Annotated in this window: 18 protein-coding genes; 5 read left to right on the forward strand and 13 right to left on the reverse strand. The window is 34.9% G+C overall.

Annotated elements, in window-relative coordinates:
- Positions 1–42: 42 nt before the first annotated feature.
- Positions 43–675: a WxL domain-containing protein gene (locus AC1RPH_RS06065; protein WP_481761755.1), complete on the reverse strand. Its 633-nt coding sequence runs from the start codon at positions 673–675 to the stop codon at positions 43–45.
- A gap of 200 nt (positions 676–875) precedes the next feature.
- Positions 876–2,432, reverse strand: a complete 1,557-nt coding sequence (locus tag AC1RPH_RS06070; protein WP_481761756.1) for a hypothetical protein — start codon at positions 2,430–2,432, stop codon at positions 876–878.
- 256 nt (positions 2,433–2,688) lie between these two features.
- On the opposite strand from AC1RPH_RS06070, the gene AC1RPH_RS06075 reads away from it, so the two are divergent.
- Positions 2,689–4,128 carry an amino acid permease gene (locus AC1RPH_RS06075; RefSeq protein ID WP_481761757.1) on the forward strand — a complete coding sequence of 480 codons (1,440 nt, stop codon included), beginning with the start codon at positions 2,689–2,691 and terminating at the stop codon, positions 4,126–4,128.
- A 140-nt stretch (positions 4,129–4,268) separates the two neighbouring features.
- Positions 4,269–5,102, forward strand: coding sequence for an undecaprenyl-diphosphate phosphatase (locus AC1RPH_RS06080; RefSeq protein WP_481761758.1), 834 nt, complete (start codon positions 4,269–4,271; stop codon positions 5,100–5,102).
- A gap of 35 nt (positions 5,103–5,137) precedes the next feature.
- Here AC1RPH_RS06080 and AC1RPH_RS06085 read toward each other — a convergent pair whose 3' ends face one another.
- The 6 genes from AC1RPH_RS06085 to AC1RPH_RS06110 form a co-directional block, all read right to left on the reverse strand.
- Positions 5,138–5,851 (reverse strand): hypothetical protein, encoded by a 714-nt coding sequence (locus AC1RPH_RS06085; RefSeq protein WP_481761759.1) that lies wholly within the window; start codon positions 5,849–5,851, stop codon positions 5,138–5,140.
- A 115-nt stretch (positions 5,852–5,966) separates the two neighbouring features.
- Positions 5,967–8,066, reverse strand: a complete 2,100-nt coding sequence (locus AC1RPH_RS06090; RefSeq protein WP_481761760.1) for an L-type lectin-domain containing protein — start codon at positions 8,064–8,066, stop codon at positions 5,967–5,969.
- Positions 8,067–8,117: 51 nt separating this feature from the next.
- On the reverse strand, positions 8,118–10,541 hold the full coding sequence (locus AC1RPH_RS06095; protein WP_481761761.1) for a hypothetical protein: 2,424 nt from the start codon (positions 10,539–10,541) through the stop codon (positions 8,118–8,120).
- 137 nt (positions 10,542–10,678) lie between these two features.
- Positions 10,679–11,608 carry an alpha/beta hydrolase gene (locus AC1RPH_RS06100; protein ID WP_481761762.1) on the reverse strand — a complete coding sequence of 310 codons (930 nt, stop codon included), beginning with the start codon at positions 11,606–11,608 and terminating at the stop codon, positions 10,679–10,681.
- Between the two features lie 131 nt (positions 11,609–11,739).
- Entirely contained in the window at positions 11,740–12,492 is a 753-nt protein-coding gene (locus AC1RPH_RS06105; RefSeq protein WP_481761763.1) for a DUF4811 domain-containing protein, read from the reverse strand.
- Positions 12,492–13,952: an MDR family MFS transporter gene (locus AC1RPH_RS06110; protein ID WP_481761764.1), complete on the reverse strand. Its 1,461-nt coding sequence runs from the start codon at positions 13,950–13,952 to the stop codon at positions 12,492–12,494. The genes AC1RPH_RS06105 and AC1RPH_RS06110 overlap by 1 nt, the downstream gene beginning before the upstream one ends.
- Before the next feature lie 172 nt (positions 13,953–14,124).
- Between AC1RPH_RS06110 and AC1RPH_RS06115 the strand changes: the two genes are divergently transcribed.
- Positions 14,125–14,580 (forward strand): MerR family transcriptional regulator, encoded by a 456-nt coding sequence (locus AC1RPH_RS06115; RefSeq protein WP_481761805.1) that lies wholly within the window; start codon positions 14,125–14,127, stop codon positions 14,578–14,580.
- 56 nt (positions 14,581–14,636) lie between these two features.
- Here the strand turns inward: AC1RPH_RS06115 and AC1RPH_RS06120 are convergent, their stop codons facing one another.
- The 3 genes from AC1RPH_RS06120 to AC1RPH_RS06130 form a co-directional block, all read right to left on the reverse strand.
- Positions 14,637–14,840: a hypothetical protein gene (locus AC1RPH_RS06120; protein ID WP_481761765.1), complete on the reverse strand. Its 204-nt coding sequence runs from the start codon at positions 14,838–14,840 to the stop codon at positions 14,637–14,639.
- A complete protein-coding gene (locus AC1RPH_RS06125) occupies positions 14,818–15,048 on the reverse strand; it encodes a helix-turn-helix domain-containing protein (protein WP_481761766.1) in 231 nt (76 codons plus the stop codon). Before AC1RPH_RS06125 ends, AC1RPH_RS06120 begins: the two co-directional genes overlap by 23 nt.
- Before the next feature lie 154 nt (positions 15,049–15,202).
- The gene (locus AC1RPH_RS06130; protein WP_481761767.1) at positions 15,203–16,312 is read right to left on the reverse strand and encodes an NADH-dependent flavin oxidoreductase; all 1,110 of its coding nucleotides are present in this window, start codon (positions 16,310–16,312) and stop codon (positions 15,203–15,205) included.
- Between the two features lie 225 nt (positions 16,313–16,537).
- On the opposite strand from AC1RPH_RS06130, the gene AC1RPH_RS06135 reads away from it, so the two are divergent.
- Both AC1RPH_RS06135 and AC1RPH_RS06140 read left to right on the forward strand, forming a co-directional pair.
- Positions 16,538–17,545: a DUF1002 domain-containing protein gene (locus AC1RPH_RS06135; RefSeq protein ID WP_481761768.1), complete on the forward strand. Its 1,008-nt coding sequence runs from the start codon at positions 16,538–16,540 to the stop codon at positions 17,543–17,545.
- Positions 17,546–17,799: 254 nt separating this feature from the next.
- Entirely contained in the window at positions 17,800–18,483 is a 684-nt protein-coding gene (locus tag AC1RPH_RS06140) for a metallophosphoesterase (RefSeq protein WP_481761769.1), read from the forward strand.
- A gap of 78 nt (positions 18,484–18,561) precedes the next feature.
- Here AC1RPH_RS06140 and AC1RPH_RS06145 read toward each other — a convergent pair whose 3' ends face one another.
- The gene (locus AC1RPH_RS06145) at positions 18,562–19,332 is read right to left on the reverse strand and encodes an ABC transporter permease (RefSeq protein ID WP_481761770.1); all 771 of its coding nucleotides are present in this window, start codon (positions 19,330–19,332) and stop codon (positions 18,562–18,564) included.
- Positions 19,332–20,228 (reverse strand): ABC transporter ATP-binding protein, encoded by an 897-nt coding sequence (locus AC1RPH_RS06150; protein WP_481761806.1) that lies wholly within the window; start codon positions 20,226–20,228, stop codon positions 19,332–19,334. The genes AC1RPH_RS06145 and AC1RPH_RS06150 overlap by 1 nt, the downstream gene beginning before the upstream one ends.
- Positions 20,229–20,345 lie beyond the last annotated feature (117 nt).

Consider the following 20,345-nt stretch of genomic DNA (forward strand, 5'->3'; position numbering starts at 1 on the left):
TTCCCCCAAATTTTTTTAATATTTCACCCGACTCTAACCTAATTAAGCAGGAGCGTCAGTCAATGTCCAAGTTAATGTTGTTGAGTATGCAGCAGCATGTGCTGTACCACCAACAACCCCTAAGTTAATACCCTTTTGTGCATAACTTGTTGTAGTTTCCCCTGCACCTTTGTCAACAGGTGCACTAATTGTTGCACCACCATCTAAGACGTTGCCTGTAGCTGTTGCTGTTACCTCAGGTACGTCACCAATATTATTCGATGCAGTACCATCAGGGAGTGACAATGTAGCACCTTCTAGTTCTACAGATTTAGCTGTAGGATCAGCAACAGTATCTACAACACTCATAAATGGTGTACCACTAACCTTAACGCTCCAACCAACAAATGTTCCACGAAGATCACTAACACTTACATTAATACCACTATTTGAATTTAATGTAGTATTCGCTGCAGAAATTGCTTCTTTACCAAAATCAACTTTACTTGTGACATTTGTAATTGACAATGATGCACTATTAGGATCTGTTGGATCTATTCCGCCAGCTGTAAACGTGGCACTTGCCGTTGTATCTTTTGATGTAGCAGTATCTGCTGCAGATACCTTACTTATTGTTCCGAAACCTAATACCACACCACTAATCATTACTGTTGTTAATAAAGTTTTTTTCATCATTGTTTCCCCCATTTTTCGTATACACTCACTATAGTCGATATTTGACCTAAAAACGGTCAATATTTCATGGTTAAGTGTTTTCTTTTGACAGTCATAATTACTTAATTCTTATTTAGTTATTCTTTTCTATAAAATTATAATACCAAAATTATTTCATTTAAAACGACCAACATTTACGTGTTAGGTGTCATTTTTTGACGTTATTTTACTGGGACACTTGATAATGTCCAATTCAAGTCTGCTTTATAGGCAGTTGCTCTAAGCTTTGATGGATCTGCCTTTAACAAAATACCGGTTCCATCATCGTTAAACTCCTTTCCTGTATCATTTACACCATTACCTGATAAAACGGTTATGCCAGCATCATTAATGATTTGCTCTGTAGCATTGGCATCACTTTTAAAGACCAAAGCATCTGGATCATCAGTTAATCCTGTTGATTTTACAGTCAACACCCAGTTACCGGCATCCACAGCTGAAAGGTCCACATTAAGACCAATTAATGGTGTTAAATTGGTTTTTTCATTTGGTATTTTAATTTTATCTCCATAATTTAAATTATTAATGCTATTAATTTTTAACGTTTTAGTTGGTTTTTTAACATTAAGGATGAATTTTTTAACAGTCGCATTACCTTGATCATCCGTTGTTGTGACGGTTATTGTATGTTGTTTAACCGTCAAGTCGGTCATCTTAATCGTATTAGTATGATCTTTACCTAGCGTTTTACTATTATCGTACTCCTCCTTATATTGACTGGTGTGTGCTACATCACCATAAGAATCTGTAATTTGAGTTGTTAAGGTCGTTGCATGATCACTATTCACCGTGTAGCTCACTGGGTACTCAGTACTTGCGACATCAACTACTGGGATATCCGTATTAGTCGTACTGTCTAATTTATCGCCTGCAATTGCATCTACTTTAATCTTAGGATTTGGTATGGTTACAATGATAGTTCCCTTAGTTGGAAAACTAGTTCCCCCACCTATTACTCTTGTAGCTGTAAGCTCAACTTTATTTTCCCCAATTGCTAGATCAGAATTTTTAATTGTAACTGGTGCTTGCATGAGTGTTTCTATTGGATCATACGATGTTGGATGAAAAGGTGCGTAAATTGTTGCCGTACTATCTGGTTTGGTTACTTGCACATTGAATACGTAGTTATCTAAAGATACGGCAGGATAGTACCCAGGTGATCCTTCTGGTGTTCCTGAGCCATCAACGCTATTTCCATTACCCGCATCATCCTGACTATAAAATAGGTCAGCTAACGCTGCATCTGCAGGCATTATTGTTGATTCTTTGCTAAGTACATCGTCAATGCTAATCGTTTTTTTACTTCCACCCAGAAACATCCCTACAATCTCTGCATTTTTATAATCATCAAATAACGTACGTGTTGTGCTACTTTGTTTTTTAGCCTGTTCTACTTGTTTCTTTTCGTCTTTTTGACTATCTAGTTTTTCACTAGATAGTGTAGACGACGCTGATTCTGAACTTGTTGCATTTGTCGTATCAACTTCTGAATCTATTTTTTCATCAGATACACTACTACTTGAGCTACTAGAATCTGCCTTATTTGATTCTGTTGATTCACTTAATACATTTTCTAAAGTTTGCTCTTTTATAGTCGCAATACTTGAACTAGTTGCTTCTTCTTGTTCACTTGCTGATATAGTTTCATTCAACGCTGTTCCCCCGAACAACATCATCGCACACAAACTACCTATCACAATTCTATTTTTTGGTTTCATAATAATCCCCCAGGATTCTCTTTTTAGTTTATGTCGTTAACCAATTACCGTTATAATATCATCTATATTCGGTAGACAACATTCAACATTTGCGACCTAGATGTGTTTTTTTGACATTTTAATCATAATTATATTTACTTCTTATAGTATGTATCACAAAATTTGATTGTACTTTATTTCATTTTTCTTTATACTTAACCATAGCTATCACTGCACCAGTATCATAAAATATTTTATCCATATGGAGGCTATTATTTTGCTAGAATCAGAAAAAACATTACGTTGGTATAACGTTGCTTTAATTGCATTCGTTTCCGTTTGGGGACTTGCAAATGTCTTTAACAACTTTGCTAACCAAGGACTCACTGTTATTACATCTTGGATTTTAATCATGATTTTTTACTTTGTTCCTTATACTTTAATTGTTGGTCAATTAGGCTCAACATTTAAAGATGCCAGCGGTGGTGTGTCTTCATGGGTGAAAGAAACTTCAACCAAGAGACTTGCCTACTATGCAGCTTGGACTTATTGGGTCGTACATATTCCTTACCTAGCACAAAAACCACAAGGTATTTTAATTGCCTTTAGTTGGTTATTCAAAGGTAACGGAAATTTCGTTAATGAAACTTCTGCTATGACCGTTTCACTTATGGGCTTAGTCATTTTCATTTTCTTCTTATGGATTGCCTCAAAGGGACTTGCTACTTTAAGTCGAATTGGTAGTGTTGCCGGAACAGCAATGTTCGTTATGTCATTATTATTCATCTTGTTGGCAGTTTCAGCGCCATTCATGACGCATGCTAAAATTCAAACACCTGATATGGGTGCCATTAAATCATATCTACCTAACTTTAACTTCGCCTACTTCACAACGATTTCAATGTTAGTTTTCGCTGTTGGTGGTGCTGAAAAGATTTCTCCCTATGTTAATAAAACAAAAAACTCAGCTAAAGAATTTCCAAAAGGAATGTTAGCATTGGCCGCAATGGTTGCCATCTGTGCTATTTTAGGTTCGTTCGCTATGGGATTCTTATTTAACGGAACTAACATCCCTGATGATTTAATCACAAATGGTCCTTACGAAGGTTTCTTACGTCTTGGTAGTTTCTATCACGTAGGTAATTTATTCATGATTCTATACGCAATTGCCAATGCGATGGCTCAAATTTCAGCGCTTGCTTTCTCAATTGATGCACCATTAAAAATTCTTTTAGGTGATGCTGATCCAAACTTCATTCCTAAAAGCTTGTCAAAACTTAATAAAAAAGGAACTCCCGTTAATGGTTATGCCATGACTGGTGTTTTAGTTAGTATTTTAATTATCATTCCTGCAATCGGGATTGGTAACATGAACGCATTATACAAATGGTTATTGAACCTAAATGCGGTTGTCATGCCTATGCGTTATCTCTGGGTATTCTTCGCTTACATGCTATTAAACAAACAATTGAAGAATTTCAAAGCCGGTTACAAGTTTGTTAAGAATCCTGTCGTTGGTTACATTGTTGGTGCTTGGTGTTTCTTATTCACTGCATTCGCTTGTATCCTAGGAGTTGTTCCTAAATTAAACTACTCAGATAGCCCTTCTAACTACTTGTTCCAATTAACACTTAATATTGTCACACCACTTGTCTTAGTTGCATTAGGTTTAATCCTCCCTGCAATTGCACGTCGCGGTAACAAAAAAGCCCTATAAAATTAATCTTAACTAAAATCTTATATTCACAAATAAACCTTATGCCTAAAAGCATAAGGTTTATTTAATTTTATGGTTTTTAATTTTCATATTAGGTATACTAGAGCAGTTAAATAAAATTTTGGAAGGAATCTATTTGTATGAATATTATTGTTATGTTAAAAGTTATTATTTTGGGAGTTGTCGAAGGAATTACAGAATGGCTTCCTATTAGTTCAACGGGACATATGATTTTAGTTGACGAATTTTTACAACTAAAAGAAAATGCTGCTTTCATGGAAATGTTCTTCGTTGTTATCCAACTGGGCGCTATCCTAGCAGTTTGTGTGTTGTATTTCCATAAATTAAATCCTTTTTCTCCAAAAAAATCGCAATTAGAAAAAAGAGATACGTGGTCTCTATGGAGTAAAGTCATTGTAGCTGTACTTCCAGCTGCTGTGATTGGGTTAGTTGCTGATGACTGGTTAAATGCGAAATTATATAATTTCCCAGTTGTTGCCTTAATGTTAATTATTTATGGTGTTTTATTCATTATTATTGAAAACAAAAAAGCCGATGCTGTTCCTTCTATTACATCATTCAATCAAGTTACTTACAAAACAGCGTTACTAATCGGTGTTTTCCAAGTTCTTGCTTTAATTCCCGGAACATCACGTTCTGGTGCAACTATTTTAGGTGCCATTTTATTAGGGACTTCTCGATTCATTGCTGCTGAATTTTCATTTTTCTTATCAATTCCAGTTATGTTCGGTGCCAGTCTACTCAAATTAGTTAAATACTTCCATAATGGTTATAGCTTTACCGGTGATCAAACAGCCGTCTTATTACTTGGTTGTGTAGTCGCATTCTTAGTTTCAATTGTTGCAATCAAATTCTTGATGGGTTACATCAAGTCGAAAGATTTCAAACCATTTGGTTGGTACCGTATTATTTTAGGTGCCTTGCTACTCGTTTACTATTTCTTCATTAAATAATTAGACAAAAAAACGCCGATAATATCGGCGTTTTTTTATTTAGTTTTCTTGGCTGGTGCTTTTTTCTTAGTAGTTACTTTCTTTACAGCCGGTTTCTTTTTAGCGGGTACCTTTTTGGCCACGGGCTTTTTCTTGGCTGCCGCCTTTACAGTTGTCGTTTTTTTCTTTGTTGTCGCTTTTTTTGTAGCCGTCGTCTTTTTAACTGCTGGTTTCTTTTTAACAGCTGGTTTTTTCTTAGCTGGAGCTTTCTTTTTCTTTTCAACGACAACTGGTTCTTTTTCTTCAATAATAGGTGGATTTTCAAGGAAAGCTATCTTTTCAGCAATCATAGTTGTGCTTGTCATATTATGATCACTGGGGTTTTCTAAATAATTAGTCACAGATGTAATTTCATCGATTCTTAATTTAGATGCGTTCAGAATTGGTGACTCAACAATCAGATAGACATTAACTTCTGCTTCATCTGTTACTTCATTAAAGAAGCTGGGTAACTTTTTATAATATTTGTATGGTAAATTAAGGATATTTGCTTCAAGTGTAAAAATTGCGGTACCTTCAGGATATTCAATCATCAATTGAACTTCTACAAGCTTACCATCCCGTACATTGTTTTCTAAATCAGCATAACACTTAGCGAATAATTCTGGTACACCAATCGCTTGGACATCTTCTGGTGTGGCAGTATAAAAAATCTTTGTGTACGCCTCTAACTCAATAGCGGACATGAATTGTTCAACGGTCATTTTCATTAGTTATCTATCCTCCGTATTCTCTCTACATAGTCCATAATATCCTAGATGGCAATAATTGCAAAACATAAATAAAAAAAGGATAACTTTTGTTATCCTTTTTCACTAATACTACTTATTTAGTTGGTACATTACTCAAATTCCATTGCACTGAAGCATCATATTCTTCACTTCTAACCTCGCTAGGTTTAACACGCAATAGAATTCCCGTATCTTTTGCCCACGTTTTAGTTATCTGGTTAGGAGATGAGTTCCCACCCGCAATATCTATCGAATGGTCTTTTAAAGGTGTCCCAATATCTGTCGCTTTTTCTTTGTAAATTAATGCATCTTTTAGCACAGTGCCGCTGGCTCCAACAACATCAGTTCCAGTCAGCTTTAAATTCCATGTACCTGGTACCGATGCAACTACCTGTATACTTAATTCTTCTACAGGGCTATAGGTTGTTTCTTCGTTGGGTATTGGAATATCACTTTGTCCAAAATTTAATGCACCCGTTACCGATGCTATTTCTAAAACACCTGGATCATTAACAGTGATAATTTCTTGACCCGTTACTGAATTACCATATTGATCTTCAACACTTACCGTATAAGTATTTTTTCCAACGTTTAACTTATCTGCAGGCAGCACTTCAGCGTAGTCAATGCTACCCAACTTATTGAATAGCATTGATTTATCACTAAAGGCTTTACCATTCAGCATCGTTGTTATCGTAACGTTATCATTTTCCATTAGTGTATCTGTTTTAACGTTACTCGTAACTTTAATCGACTGACCACTATCAATTGTTTTATCAAGCAATCCTGAAAGTGTCATCTTCTGCTTTAATGCCTTAATGGTAAACGTAGCTAGCTGAGATCTTACTATCGTATTTTGACCATTAAATGTACTAATTGGACTTGTTACTTTGGTATCTGTAGCAACAATTTTAGCTGTCCCATTCATACTGATCGTTGCTGTATCATTACTTTTTGATAAGTTTTTATTTAGACTTGATGTAATGACACCATCTTTAGTTGTTGTATCAAATGTTTGCGTTGTTCCATCGGCGTATTTAATGATACCTTCTTTGTCTAACGTCACAGCATTAGGCGTTTTTAACGAAGCAACGATTTTTTTCCAATCTTGCTTTCCATCATTGTATTTCAAAGTTGTTTGAAGATTAAGTTTATCCCCGCTGTTAGCAATTCCTGATGCGGTAATGTCCTTATTGTTCTGGGTAGTATCTGTCACTTTTTGCGTCGCCGTAACAGAAACTAAATCAGATATTTCTTCAAACATCACTAAATTTGTTTCCCAGTTACCGCCTGTTGCGCCCGTAAATCCCCAAGTCACTTGACCATCAGTGCTCGCAAATTTACTTTTATCAATTGGAACTGTCTTTGCAAGACCACCACCTAATACATCACCCGTACCGGGGACTTTATCTCCAATAGTATAGGTCATTGAGCCGGCAGTTGTAGACGTTGATTTATAATCAATTGACACATGCCACCATCTTCCATTAGATAAGTCAGCGACAGCAAGTAGTCCATCATGAGTTAATTTATTATACTTACTTAAAAAACCATTTTGTTCATAAGTAGCCCTTTGATTAGGATAATTGCTTGCCAGATGATTGTCTTGGATAGTGTTTAAATTATCAAATCCGTTACCCTTGCTTGCCTCACTATTTTTATGTGTATCAAATTCTAACGCCCATGAATTTTTAATAGCTGTTCCTGCAACGGTAGATTCTGATCCACCTTTATCAACACCCCAAACACCTAATGATTCGCCTCCACCAGAAATAGCACTGAGACCACGGCTATCATTTTGTAAAACAAAAGCCATCCCATCACCAGAATTAGCACCCTGATTACCGAAATACATCCACATTGACATTTTATTATTTTTATTAAGATTAAATTTATTGTTTGCTGTAGACCAGGCAGATCCCACTTGGTTAGTTGCATCCGTAATTTTTATAATTGATTTATCTGCGTTATCTGCTGTTTCAGAAACAACATTACCACTAGCATCGAATGTTACAATTTTTGCATTATTTTGTGTTCCTGTTGTTCCAGGTGTCAAAAGTCCATTTGATACTAATGCGTCTGGTGCCGATGCCACTGCGTTAGAATAATCATCAGCATTAACACCTGTAGAGCTAAGCCCTAATGTCACTAACACACCTGTAAAAAGTACAGCTTTCAGCCGTAATATTGTCATAATCCTATCTCCCCCCGGACATTTGAATTTAACCGACAATTAAGTTTATTATTAATTATTTGGTACATTCGTTAGCGTCCAATCTAATTCAGAACTATAGGTTTCAGCTACTTTAATTTCACTTGGTTCAACATCCAATACAATTCCAGAATCTGCTGACCAACTTTTTTCAACCGTAGTTGCTTGACCTACTCCTGTAGACACTATTGTACCATACGTTGGAGAAAGCGGTAACGTGTTTTCCTGATTTGAATTACGAAACCCAATAGTTGAATGCTTTAAAGTACTTTTATCACTTGCTGCAGTTAGTGGTCCTGCAGTCACAGACAATGTCCAGTTTTTAGCTGCTGACGTTTCTAACTTAAGCATATAGCTTGAAGCACGGTTTAAAATACTTCTTTTCGCTGGTATTTTATTATTAAAATTAATTGAATCATCTGATGAAATACTCAACAATCCTACGACAACAGAGATTGTTTGGTTATTAGAAATGTTTCCTTCAGAATCAACCGAATAAATAGTTAACTCGTGCGTTCCAATGGCAAACTTAGTTGTATCTAGTGCTACACTATGATCTTGTGTCGAACCTGGTTTAGTATTTGTATATTTTTCTAATTCAACAGGTGTTCCAGTACTTCCTTCTTTATAGTACGTTGTTAACGCTGCACTATTATCAGCTACTTGGAAAATCAATGTATATGGCGCTACAACGGTTCCTTTATTATCATTTAAAGTTAAAACGGGTTTAATATTAATTTTTTGTGTATATTTTTGCGTCGTATTACCATCTGGATCTGTTACTTGAACATTATAAGAATATTCGCCAGTGGTTAGTTTGTCCTTTGGAATCGTTACGTTAAATGTACCATCCGTTGCGACATCACCCTTAATAGGTGTTGTATCCTCATTAAGTGTCACACTGGCCGTTGTTCCTTTAGCAAAAGTTCCACCTAAACTAGATTTTACCGTTCCACTAATCGTCGCATCCGTTCCATAATTAATATCAATATCTTTAAGGCCATCAATCGTTAAGGCTGTTTTTGGTGATGCTTTAATCGTATAGCTAATAGGATTAGAATCAATCATTGCATTGCTTCCGATGAATTGACCTGCTGAAACAGTCACTGGTGTATCCACTTCAACTGGCATTACTTCACCGATAAATGAAATATGTGAACTTTGTCCAGGTGTAGATAATTCAGGTATTTGCGCGCCGGATAACCCAGCAGGGTCACTTCCATAGATATTACTAGGAAATTTTCCTGTACCAAAATCGTTAGGTATTTCATACCCAGTCCATTTTATATTATTAGCCGGGTATTTTAAATATCCACCTATGCCTGTCCACGATTGTTTTCCACTATCGTAAGTTACGGTAGTGTTGAATTTTACTTTATCTCCAGCTTTTACTTCTCCATTAGCCGAGACATCCTTGTTATTTTGTGTAATATCCGTCATAGTTTGTACCGCAGTCGCATTAACAAGACCTGGTACAGTTTCAAACATAACTAAGTTATTTTCAAAAGAGTCACCCGTTGACCCTGTAAATCCCCAACGGATTTTACCCGTTGTAGAATTAAATTTCGATTTATCAATTGGAACACTTGCCGTCTGCCCTGTCTGACTTGTATCTTCAGTAGGATCCAAGTCTTCTGTTCCTGAAATTGGTTTTTTATCATCAATCGTATATGTCATTGACCCAGCACTCGCACTCACTGATTTATAATCAATTGTCACATGATGCCATGCCCGATTTGATAAGAACCCATTATAATTAATAAGGCCTAAATGATTTAGTTTAACTGAAGAAGAGATTGTATGATTATCCGTGTATGTTGCCTCAACAGCTGGATACCCACTACCAATATGGTTAGGTGCTAAACTAGGATCTAAATCAAATCCGTTTCCTGAACTATTACCATTATTCAAATGAGTATCAAATTCTAGCGCCCAACTATTTTGAATAGCGCCTCTAGCAGTATTATTGGGGGATCCCGTACCCACTGAATCGTCTCCCCAAACACCTAACGTTTCACCTGCTTTAGTTGCAATAGCAGCATTTCCTTTTGCATCATTTTGAAAAACAAGTGCCATCCCATCCCCAGCAGTATTCGTTTTGCTACCAAAATAAATCCACATAGAAGCTTTACTACTTGTATTAATATCAAATGAATTTTCGTCTGTTGACCAAATTGCTGCTTTTTGATTCTTAGCATCCGTAATTTTAACCATCGTTTTAGCAGCCAGATTAGTCGAATTAGGATCTTTATTGGTATCGGTTAATTCGACCATACCACTAGTTGCTACTACTCCAGCACCAGTACCCGTCTGGAATAAATTTGTCATTAAAATTGCTCGAGGTGCTGATGCTTTTGCAGAATCATAATCCGCATCTGCCTTGATACTTGTTACATTAACTAAAAAGAATAACCCAAAAGTTAGTAGTGTTAATTTTAATTTATTATTAATTTTCATGTTGGCCCCCACCTATTTTCCCCAAAGTTCATCTATAATAACTAATATGATAGCATGATACAGACAAAAAAAAACATCAAAAATAGAGGGTACCCCCACACTTTTTGATGTTATTTAAAAAATAAATGATTTTATTATTAATCTAAATTATCATTCATAAACTTAACGACTTTTTTAGTATATAATTCTGGATCCTTACTGAACGCTTTTCCGTGACCTGCGCCCTTCACAATCCACAATTCCTTCGTACCTGCTGAGGCTTTGTAGTTGTCATAAACCATTGCGCTAGGAACGAAATCATCCTTGTCGCCATGAATGAATAATGTTGGTAATTTATTTTTCTTTAATTGTTTAACAGAGTCAGCTTCTGCAAAAGAGTAGCCCGCACGTAACTGAGTTACCCAACTAGAAGTTGTTATTAATGGTTCTTTTGGTAAATTGAATTGGAGTTTCAATTGATAAGCTAACAAATCTTCAACATTTGTATAACCACAATCTTCAACAATTGCTTTAACTTGAGTTGGTAACTTTTCACCACTCATCATCATGACAGTAGCACCACCCATGCTAACTCCAAACAAGCCAATCTTTTGATCTGTTCCCTTTTCGGCAATTAATTTTTTGGTCCATTTAATGTAATCTAAGCGATCTTTCCATCCGAAACCAATATAATCGCCCTGACTTTTACCTTGGCCTCGATCATCTGGCGCTAAAACGTTATAGCCATTATCATGAAATAATTTTATATATGAAGCCATACTTTCTTTATTTTCCATGTAACCATGTGCCACAACAACTGTTTTTAAAGATTTAGTTGCCGCCGGTACATAGTCAGCAACTAATTTTAAATTTTCACCTGCTGATGTTTCTGTCCAGTTTTCTTTTTTAGTACTGGCCAACCATTTTTTTGCTTCAATTGTTCGCTTTGGTGTTCCTTTTGATGTTCCCGTTAATGTTTTTTCTGTATTTTGAATGGCATAGTGATAGAGATAGAAACTACCCCCTGTAATTGCAACCGCTAATAACACTAAAATACTGACAATCCAAATTATAATTTTCTTTTTCATTCAAAGAAACTCCTTTATCGTTTATGCCATTAACGTATTATAGCATTGTTTATTTTATAATTCACGTTTTAATTTAAAAAAATAACCACATTAGTTGGATAAACTAGTGTGGTTACTAAATAAATAACGGTTTATTTAATTTCTTTAACTTCTTTTAATACGTTTTGCATTACTTTTGCTTTTGTTTGTGCCTTGAAAATTGTTGTTGCTTGTTCTGCAATCTTAGCTTGATCAGCTTTCGAGATTGATGCATCTTTCATCATAGCATTTGTGACAGCTGCTTTAACAAAAGTAGCACCATCCGCAGCAAGTTTAGCTTTTCCTGCCTTTGTATTCATTTTAGCTGCTTCTACTTTAGCAATTTTAGGCATGGCCTTAGCTTGCTTAACCGTTAATGTTGTCCAACTCTTTTTAACGTAGAATGTATGCGTACGTTTTACTAAAGTTTTATCGTTATTAGCGATACCAAACATTAATCGATACCCATTACCTTTATAAGTCCAACGGGTTTCTTTAGTAACTAATTTGTTACTCTTAGCATTTTCAACAATCTTGCTAGTTGTATCGTCTGTCTTAGTTGCCTTTGTTTTCTTTTGTGATGCCGTATTTTTATAAATAACGACTTTTTCAGATCCATCTGTACCGATAGGCTGATATAGTAACATGTCCATCTCTTTAGAACTAGAAGCTAATTGTTCTGTCTTAGTTGTCGTTACTTTTTCCATTCCATAATGTGCACTGTAGTTAGCAACAATTAAGCCACCTGTAAGAATAATACAAAGTGCAAAAATGCCACCTAAAATGTAGCTCAGTACATTATTACGGATGAGGTTCCACGTAAGGAAGAATAAAATAATTGAAAGAATTAATAATAAAATAATCATTATTTATTACCTCCATTTTTTAAAACTTGTTGTTTTGATTTTAAGAAGAATGAAAATCCGAGCCCAACCACACAGAAAACGACTGCGATGATAAAGGCAGCATGATAACCACTTAATGTCGCATCAATAGCTTTTGTTTTGTAATCTAATGGTGCCGATTTAAGCATTGATTTAGCTGGTAATGCAGCTGTTGTTACATTTGTTAGAACGGAAATCATAACCGCTGTTACGATTGAACTTGCGATTTGACGAGCTGTATTATTAACAGCCGTTCCATGACCCATCAAGTTAGCTGGTAATGCATTCATCCCTGATGTTGTTGTTGGCATCATAACCATTGAAATCCCAAACATACGAACTGCATACATAATTGTGATGTATAAAGTTGGCGTATCTTTTGTTAAGAAAACGAATGGAATTGTACCAAGTGTTAATAAGAACATACCACCAGTTGCCAATTTCTTAGCACCATAAATATCGAATAATCGTCCCGTTATCGGACTCATAATCCCCATCATTAAAGCACCAGCCAATAAGGTTAATCCTGACTCAAATGCGCTATCTCCACGTACAATTTGGAGATACATTGGTAGAATCATTTCAACACCGATCATAGCCATGTTAACAATTGAACTTAAAACGGCTGCAATTGTGTATTCTTGGGAAGCAAAAACACGTAATTCCAAGAAAGGATTTTCCATTGTTAATTGACGCCATATGAATAAACCAATAAAAATAACACCCACAACAAGGAAACTAAGTACTGAGGTACTTCCCCAGCCGTTATCTCCAACTGTTGAGAATCCATAAAGTAAGCCACCAAATCCAATTGTTGATAAAATCAATGATAAGACATCAATTTTAGATTTGTGTGTTTTGATGACCGGTTTCATAAACCAGAAAGAAGCCACAAAAACAATTCCTACTAATGGAATAATCATACCAAAAAGATCACGCCATGAAGCATTATCAATAACCCAACCTGAAAGTGTAGGTCCAATTGCAGGAGCTAGTCCGATAACTAAACCGGCAAGTCCCATTGAAGCACCACGTTTTTCGGGTGGGAAAATTGAAAGCATAATCGTTTGTAATAAAGGCATTGTTACCCCAACACCGACTGCTTGAACTAAGCGAGCTGTTAACAATACCCCAAAATTAGGTGCGATAAATGCTAAAACTGTTCCTAATTCAAAGATACCAATAGCACCTATGTATAACCATTTGGTATTTACACGACTACTTAACCATGCACTAACTGGAATTAAAATCCCGTTGACTAACATAAATCCTGTTGTTAACCATTGAACAGTTGACGTTGTTACGTCAAATTCATCCATTAATGTTGGAAATGCAGTTGCTAAAATTGTTTGATTCAAAACCGTACAAAATGTCCCTACTAATAAAATTGCAATTAGCATGGGGCGATTATATGGTTTACCCTTTGCATCTAATCCATCCATACTTAAAACCTTCTTTTTCTTTAATTTATCTTCGAAGACTAATATAAGACTATCTCGCTTTAATGTCAAGTAAGTTGACAAACGTTTTAATATATATATAATCAGTATAGTAAACATCACAATGAGATTGTTAGATAAATTTTTATTTAGGAGGTATATTCGTTTGGCAGATATGGACGATATTGCAAACATTAAAGATTATGCAAAAAGAATGGCCGTTATTATGAAGAATGATACATTTTCAATCGGAATCGGTGAAATTGCCGAAACAACTGGGCTCACTCAGAGTCAAATTCGTTATTGGGAACAAAAAGGCTTTATTGATTCTATTAATACTAATAAAAATCAGAATAGAAAATATTCTTACCATACCTTATCAATTATTCGATTAATTAAATCTTACTTAGACTCTGGATTTACACTTAAAACAGCTGCCGCTAAAGCAAATGCCCATAAAGAAATGGGTAAAATGGTTCGTCAGATATTTACGGATCGTTTCGTTGGCGTGGAAGAAATCGATGGTTTACCCTGTATTAATCTCGGTTTCTTTGATAAAGAAGAAACTCAAACGTTATACATTGTCATTCATGATGACTCAACTGAAATAAAAGTTGTTCCGGTAAAATAAAGAAGCTTTCAATACTTGTTTGTAGACAAGTATTGAAAGCTTCTTTATTATCATATCTATTTTAGACCCATAATCCCCCATGCAATCATGCCAATGAGTGCAAAAATAATCCAGTAATAGCGAGCTAGGAATTCCCACCCATTATTAATCGGTTTATATTGCCACTCACGCCATCTATGATTTTCGTGCCAATCTTTATCTGATTCATCTTCTTCTATAAATCGTTTAATTCTAGTTTTAAACTCTGACGTTTTTTTCACTGGCATCGCCACCAAAAAGTAATATTTCTACAGGGACGTCTAAAATTTTGGCTACCGATTCAATTTTTCCCAAATCAGGTTCAGCTTCTCCTGTTTCCCATTTTGATACAGCTTGTCTTGATACAAACAATTGATTTGCCAATTCTTCTTGTGACATTTTTTTCTCTTTACGTATTTTAACGAGTTGTTCCGCAAATATAATTTTCATCCCTATAACCTTCTTTCCTCTATTTAACATCTCAAATATTAGCATACAGCAAGGGGTGCAACAGGCAACCGCTAGTTGAAAGGGCCGCAACTAAAAATAGCATGCGGCAAATTAAATTTGCAACACACTATTTGTCTAGATTTAGTTTTGTTTTTTAATCAACTAACCGCTCAGGCATCATATCTTTTAAAAATTCAACAGCACCATCGCTAACCATTAATTTTTCCCGATCATTTTTAGCTAAGGTTCTTTTTATAGTTTCTTCTTGTCCATTCAATAACTTTGATGTCCACTTAGGATCAATTAAGAGTGAACGACCAACGGCTACTAAATCAGCGTTAGCCAAAACACCATTAACATCTTCCCGAGTCCGAACATCTCCTACCCCGATTAATGGAACACGACCATTTATCTTTTCTTGGACATAATCCATTCTTGATTTTTCATTGAAATTTATATTTCTCGAAACACTATTATACTTACCTAATGAGATATGTAGATAATCTAATTTTTTATCAGCAAGTTTATCAATCAAAATCATTGAATCTTCCATACTAATACCTGGCTTTTCATATTCTTCAGGCGAAAAGCGGTAACCAACAATAAAATCTTTTACACCTGATTGATCAACACTCTCAATAACACCATCAACTACATCATTAATGAATTTAAATCGCTTATCAAGCGTGCCACCCCAAGCATCATGACGTCTATTTGAGTGTGGTGAAAAAAATTGTTGTAGTAAATACGTATTCGCACCATGCAGTTCAACGCCATCAAATCCCGCTTTAATTGCTCGTTTTGTTGCTGATTTAAAGGATTCAATCAACTCTAAAATTTCAGTTTCTGACAATGCTTTAGGAATTTCTGCGTCTGGTCTTTCTGCCGCAACAGCACTGGCTGAAACTGGTAATTGTCCTCTAAGTACCGTTGAATTTGTCATACGACCCGCATGGAAAATTTGTAAAATAGCTTTAGTCCCATTCTTTTTGATTGCCGATGCCAATCTCGTTAGCCCGGGAATAAACTTATCATCATAGATGGCAAGTGAGCCTTCCCAACCTTTTCCATTTGCTTGGACACTGGTAGCTGCCGTAATAACAGCCCCAACTTCGCCTGAATGTAGTGCATAATAATCTGATTCATCATGTGTAACAACTTCATCATAGTAGCTCATCTTAACGGTCATTGGCGCCATTAAGATTCTATTTTTCAATTCCAATCCCCGCCTGAATCTAAAGGTATCCGTCATCTTTTTTGTCATCGTTATTCTCCCATTCAGTCGTTAGTTTTATTTAAATTAGTCATACCATACTACTCAAAATTATGTTGCTAGATTAAATGATGCGCTCATTGTCTCACTTACAAAGAAATCTCTCAATGATGATAAATCTTAATTTTTTCTATTATTCAAACTCAATTATTATGATTCCTTCATCAGATAGGTATAATAAAATTAAAATACATGCTATTTAAGGAGCAAACCATTATGAAATTCAGACAATTAATTTATACAGTAACTCTTACAACATTAGCTGTCTTGAGTCTAGGATCTGTTGCCTCTGCTGCAACTAATGATTCAAGCTCAGCTTCATCAACATCGGGCACAACAACTGACTGGTCAAATCCAGTTGTCACATTAGGAACAAGTTTAACAGATTCACAAAAATCAGGAACACTTTCAACTTTAACAGCTAGCTTAAACGGTAGTTCTTCATATTCGACATTACCCGTAAATGGCGCAACTTTAGTTAAATATCTCAATAGTTCTGGTGGCTCATTTACATCAACTTCAGGTGTCTGGTCATCTGCTATGGTTCAAAAAACGAGCAGTGGTTCTGGTATCAACGTTGAAATTTTAGACTACAATGGTAAAAATAACATCACCACAATTACAGAAAACCAATATAAAAACGCCGCATTAACAGCTGGTGTAACTGATGCCAATATCTATGTCACTTCTGCTACACCAATAGATGGATCAGGTGCTTTAGCTGGTGTTTATGCAGCCTTCGCTACAAACGGGGACGCTCTAAATACAAAACAAGTCACTGCCGCACAAAATGAAATGTCGACTTTAAGTGACATTACACAAGCCAATAAAAGCAAAGATGGGTATACTGATTCACAATTGAATAACGCTGTAGCCGGTGCTAAAAATGATATGGCTAAAGAAGGTAGTTCTATTACAAATAATCAAATTACTACTATTGTAAATAACCAAATCACAAATAATAACTTAACAAATGTCATTACTGATAATCAAAAACAAGATATTATTGCCGTGTTAATCAAGATTCGTGATTCAGGTGCTTTAGATTCATCAAATTTCAAATCACAAGCAAGTAAAGTTGCAACAAATATTCAAGATGGTGCTAAAGATATTTTCAGCAAATTAGACACAGCTGAAAATCGAAACTTCCTACAAAAAATTTGGGACGCAATTGTTTCATTTTTTAACGCTATCTGGTCAGCTATTAGTTCTTGGATTTCATAAATAAAACTAACCATATAGGTTTTAAGAAGAACTTACAGTTTTAGACTAAAAATCTTACTGTAGGTTTTTTTAGTTAACTAATCAAACGGAGGCATGATACTATCACGAAGAAAAAAATATTAAGTGTCATTTTCATCCTATTAATAGTAAGTGCCGCATGTACCTTTTACGCATTTAAAATAGAGCCTTACCGCGTTGTCGTTAAAAATATTGCTTTAAATAAGGCAGATACTACTAAAAAGAAACTTAAAATTGTGCAAATTAGTGATGTCGAAATAGCAGATGATTATACACCTGAAAATTTCGGAAAAATTGTTAATAAAATCAATCAAGAAAAACCAGATTTGGTCTTATTTACAGGTGATTTATTCAGCAATTACAATCAATACCATCCCGTAACAGCTATTGTTCAAAAACTAAGTGAAATTAAATCAACCTATGGAAAATACGCAGTATATGGAAATAAAGATTACGGTGGCGGTGCAGCCAGAGTTTACACTACTGTAATGAATCAAGGTGGTTTTACTGTCCTTAAAAATAGTTCAACGACTATCAATGTAGGTGGAAATTCATCCATTTGGTTGGGTGGTGTAGATGACTCTCAATTAGGTATCCCCGATGTCCAAACGACAGTAGCTCCTGATAAATCCAATTCAACGTACCATATTTTAATGGCTCATGAACCTAGTTTGTCAAATGGTTCATTTAATACCGTCGATTTAATTTTAAGTGGTCACACACATGGTGGCCAAATTCGTATTCCTTTCACTAATAAAGGATTATTATCTGATCATGACGGAGATGGTGGCTACTCTAGTGGCCTTTATACACTAAAGAACAATACAAAATTATATGTTAATAGTGGTATTGGAACATCTCGAATCTCAGCTCGATTCCTAGTACCTCCACAGATTGCAGTATTTGACTTGTATCTTTAGTAATAGTCATTTTAAGCTACTCATAATTATTGGACAAAAAAAGTGTATCGTCAAAAATTAATTGACGATACACTTTTTTTAAACATTTTTACGTTTGAAAACAAAATAACCTAAAAATAAAAATAGTGCCGTATAAGCTAGATTACCTATAATCAATTCGTTATTCGTTAATTGAGTTAGTTTTTCAAACTCCTGTCCGTCTGCCCACTGATTACTTAAATTCATCATATTAAGTGGATTCCATTTAATCCAATCCCATTTAGCAATAGCTAACATTTGGATTCCTGATAAAATAGATGTTAAGAAATAAAAAACAATACCAGCTGCAATCGAAGCACCTGAACTACTAAAGATACTAGCCAATAATAATACCAAACTTAAAATCAACCAGGTACTAATAAAATTCCCCACTAACGTTGTTATTAAAGACATAACAATCGTTTGGTTATCTATTTTATCTGACAAGGATACCATTGGTAAAAGCACTAATTTAGCTATAATTGAAGCCACGAATATTAAAACATTCAAATAAATCGAATAGATTAATATTGTAAGCCATTTACTAGCTAAAACAGCTCCACGTGAATATTTCCGATAAAGCAAATCCTTAATTGTACCAAACTGTGTTTCCATAGCAATAATAACACTTGCTGACGCAATTAAAATGAAAATAATTAATTGAATAGATCCAAATCCACTTTGTACCATGCTTGCTGGATCGAAAATCGAACTATATATTTTTGTTAAAAGTGCTACCCCAAAAATAAAAACAAGTAATATCGCTGATATAATCGCTGTAGATTTCTTTTTACCTAACTTAAATAATTCTTGTTTAACTAAAGTTAACATTAAGCCTTACCTCCGTCATTACTATCTAATAAATTCAATAGTGATTCTTCCATATCATGTTCTTGATGACGTACATCATTTATTTGAATTTTATTATCGTAGAGCACTTGGATAATATTTGCTAAAGTATCTTGTTCGTCTACCTTTACTTTAACTGTTTGATCAACTGCCAATTCATAATTAGCGGCCTTTAAAAGAACTTTAGCTTGCTCGTTTGACGTCGTCTCTAGTAAAACATATCGCTTACTACTATCACTTAATTCAGTAGTAGACATTGCTTTCATTATTTTACCTTCATTTAAAATAATAAAGTGATCAACAATTTTCTCTAATTCACCTAAAATATGACTTGAAATCAAGAACGCTGTCCCGCGTTTAGATAACTTTAAAACAAGTTCGCGGACATCACGTGTTGCTTGAGGATCTAATCCGTTCATAGGTTCATCTAAAATAATTAATCTTGGTCTATTTAATAAAGCTAATGCAATTCCTAATTTTTGCTTCATTCCTAATGAATATGATTTAGCTTTACGATTAATGTAATCTGTCATATGCAAATCAGCAACAATTTCATCTAATTCTTCTTTGGTATTGATTTCAGAGAATAATTTTAAATGATCATAGCCACTTAAAAATGGATAGATACCAGGATATTCAATTAAGGCACCAACTTCTTCTAACCCTTGATGGCTAGTTGTTGATACAATTTTACCGTCAATTGTTATTTCTCCAGTTTGGTAATTTGATAATCCAAGAATTGATTTCATGATGGTTGTTTTACCAGCGCCATTAGCACCAACAAGCCCAACAATCTCACCTTCTGCGATTGTAAAATTAATACCTTTGAGGACTACCTTTTTACCGAAACTTTTAGTTAAATTGTTTATTGTTAACATTTCTTTCAAATTGAATCCCTCCCAATAATTGCTTTTACATTCCTATAAACAGTAGTTTAGCACAATTCCCTTTTATTACATACTAACAAGTCTGTAAGGTCAAAATGGCTACCTATT

The organism is Dellaglioa sp. CoH-57-MRSF-16 (genome assembly GCF_056782055.1).